Annotated in this window: 3 protein-coding genes; 1 reads left to right on the top strand and 2 read right to left on the bottom strand. The window is 38.9% G+C overall.

Going from position 1 to position 3290, the window contains the following annotated elements; translation table 11 throughout:
- Window positions 1–1316 (bottom strand): ATP-binding protein (locus B4N75_RS00535; RefSeq protein WP_296706303.1); only part of this gene is annotated, 1316 nt, incomplete at its 3' end.
- Between the two features lie 211 nt (window positions 1317–1527).
- Entirely contained in the window at window positions 1528–2799 is a 1272-nt protein-coding gene (locus tag B4N75_RS00530; protein ID WP_296706301.1) for an ATP-binding protein, read from the bottom strand.
- 202 nt (window positions 2800–3001) lie between these two features.
- Here B4N75_RS00530 and B4N75_RS00525 point away from each other — a divergent pair, with 202 nt between their 5' ends.
- Window positions 3002–3286 (top strand): hypothetical protein, encoded by a 285-nt coding sequence (locus tag B4N75_RS00525; RefSeq protein ID WP_296706300.1) that lies wholly within the window; start codon window positions 3002–3004, stop codon window positions 3284–3286.
- The last annotated feature ends 4 nt before the right edge of the window (window positions 3287–3290 follow it).

Genomic DNA, 3290 nt, shown 5'->3' with positions numbered 1-3290 from the left:
ATGCCGTTTTCTTCCTTAAAATCCGAGGTGTGAATGACAAAACATTTATCGGTATATTCTGCGAATTTTTTCCTGAACTTGTTAAGCGAGGAAATTGTATAACGCTTTGAGGATTTTACTTCGATTCCCTGAATGTTGTGACGCGAAGTAACTTTATTTTTCGTAATAAGAAAATCAATTTCCATGCGAGAAGCTGAATCTTCATTGTCAGACTTTGAATAAAAGTAGAGTTTGTGTCCGCTTGCTGTAAGCATTTGGGAAACAATGTTTTCAAAAATCATTCCTTCGTTTACTTCAAGCTTTCCAAAAAGCAGTTTTTTATAAATCTCTTCAGCAACAAGACCGTTTTCGTCAAACGCATGGCTGATTAAAAGTCCAGTATCTGCCATGTAGCATTTTAATGTGGTGCGGCTCATATTCATTTTTAATGCGACATTAGGCTCATCAGCATTGTAGCAAATGTTTACGATTCTAGAATCTTTAAGCCACATAAACGCGTCATCATAATTGCGCATTTTTGCATCTTTTTTTAGGGAAGCCAGCTTAAATTTTTTTTCGTGCTTAGAAAGCTGAGAAGGAATTTCATCAAAAATAGATTCCGCTTTTAATTCCGAGCCTTTTGCGTGCTTTTGAATATCGTTACGATACAGCTCCAGAATTTCCCGCTTTATCATATCTACCTTTTCAAAATTTTTTGATTCACAATATTCTTTTACAGCTTGCGGCATTCCGCCTACTATAAGATAAAGCCTGAATAAATCCATAGCCTTTCTATGCAAAGCCTGCCCCATAGGAATTTTCTTTTCAAAGCAATTTTTTACAACAGGAATCAAGGTGTCGTTTCCTAAAGCAAGCAGAAACTCCTCGAAATCCATGGGGTTCAACTGTATATGATGTTCTTCCGATGGAATTAAAATGTCCTGTGTATTTTTTCTGATGGAAAGAAGAGAGCCTGTTTCTATAAAATCATAGCGTCCGTCGGCAACAAGATATTTAATCGCGGCTCTGGCGCGTGGGAAAAACTGAACCTCATCAAAAATAAAGAGCGTGTCGCGTTCGTGCAGTTTTACGGAATAATAGGCAGAAAGGCGCATAAAAAGAGTGTCTAAATCAGAAAGATATTTTTCAAACAGTTCTTTGATTTCATCAGGAGCAGAAAAAAAATCTATGAGGATATACGATTCATACTCATTTTCTGCAAATTCCTGCGCAAGAAAGCTTTTTCCAACACGGTGAGCGCCTTCAATCATAATGGTGCATTTCCCTTTTTCTTCATCCTTCCATTTTAAGAGAGTTTTATACGCCTTTCGATACATATTTACACCTTTTTGACTTTAATTTCTCTTAAAGAATACACCATTTTAAAATTATCAACAAGCAAAAATTACACCTTTTTAAATCGTCGATACTTTCTACGCATACGGCGGAAAAGCAAGAAAAAAATATGCGGAATCAAAAAACACTTGACGCTTGTGGCTGAGCTTTATTCCATCTGGCTTTATTGGAAAAAAGGCGGATGGAATGCACTTAAATAAACGCCGCGCAGACTGCATAAAGCGGAATATTCGTCATCCAACCCTGATTTTTATACGGCAACAGCGAAAATCTGACCGAACGGGCGGGCTTATATTTATCGTAAAACGCTTTAAGGCTTTGGGAGCGGACATTTGTCTCGGCTTTTACTTCAATGGGAATAATGTCCATTCCCTTTTGTATCAAAAAATCCTGCTCAAAAGTCGCGCTTTCGCTTCCGTAATAATACGGAGTAAAATCTGTTTCAGCAATCAATTCCTGTAAAACAAACTGCTCCGCAAGCGCGCCTTTAAATTCAACAAAAAGAGTGTTTCCATTGATAATCGCCTTTGCAGGAACTTCGCTCATGGCGGACAAAAGTCCCACGTCCAGAACAAAAAGTTTGTATGCGGAGAAATCCTTGTATGCTGAAAGCGGAATGTGAGGCTCATTAACCCGGTTCACTTTATGAACAAGTCCTGAATCACAGAGCCACTGGATTGCGTTTTCAAAATCTGCGCTGCGGGCACCATGCTTTATTTTTCCAAAAAAGAATTTCCTGTTTTCCTTTGCCAGCTGCATTGGAACAGAATCCCAGACAAGATTGACTTTTGGAATTTCGCGCGAGTCAATATGCTTTCCAAAGTCGCCTTTATACTGGGCAAGAATCGTCTTTTGAATCTGCCTGGCCTTTATATAATCAGAGTCCTTTCTGAAAGATTCCACAACCTCAGGCATTCCGCCAACAAAATAATAATTTTTAAGATGATAAATGTATTTTTCCGCAAAGTTGTCGATTAAGGCAAAATCCCTGGAAAGCAAGGCGTCGCTCAGAGGCTTTTCTTCCACCGCATACAAATATTCTCTAAAACTAAGCGGATGAAGATGCATTAAATCAACTTTTCCGACAGGGTACGAAACTCCCCGATGAAGGGCAACTCCTAAAAGCGAGCCAGCCGCGATAATATGGTACTCGTTAGCTTCTTCACAAAAATATTTCAATGACTCAAATGCTTTTGGCGCATTTTGAATTTCATCAAAAATAATCAATGTGTCTGAAGGGGTAATCTGAAAGCCCGCCTCTATGCTTAATGCCGGCAAAATCCGCTTTATATCATAATCAGATTCAAAAAGATTTTTCATTGCGGAATTATTATAGAAGGAAATATAAGCCGTTTTTTTGTAAAACCGGTTGCCGAATTCCTTCATAACCCAAGTTTTTCCAACCTGCCGGGCTCCCATAAGAACAAGCGGTTTTCTGCTTGAGTTTTCTTTCCAGTTCTTCAAATCATTCAGTATGAATCTTTCCACGTCATAAACATAACACTTTTTAAGACCTAAAACAAGGCGAAATAGACATTTTTTAAGACCTAAAATAACTATCCGCAAAAACATAAGATTTGTGTGATAGGATTTAAAACTGCACGCTTCACCTCTTTCCTTCTGTCTAAAACTTTCCACTATACCTGAAACTTTTCTTGAAAACATCGTGTTCATCGAGCTTCTGCGGCGCGGCTACAAGGTCTTTATCGGAAAAATCGGAGATGCGGAGATTGACTTTGCTGCGGAAAAAAACGGCGAAAAGCTCTACGTTCAGGTCACATACCTAATCGGATCGGAAGAAACAAAGGAAAGAGAACTCCGCCCGCTCAAATCACTTCTGTCACTAGGCGACAACTTTCCAAAACTCATTCTTACAATGGATGAGCTTCCGCCCTCAAACGAAAACGGAATCGTGCGCAAGAACATAAGGGAATGGATTTTGGAAGGGTGAATTT

Origin of the sequence: Treponema sp. UBA7570 (genome assembly GCA_002477955.1) — a bacterium.
GTDB lineage: Bacteria > Spirochaetota > Spirochaetia > Treponematales > Treponemataceae > Treponema_D.
This window is presented reverse-complemented; position numbering and strand designations above follow the sequence as displayed.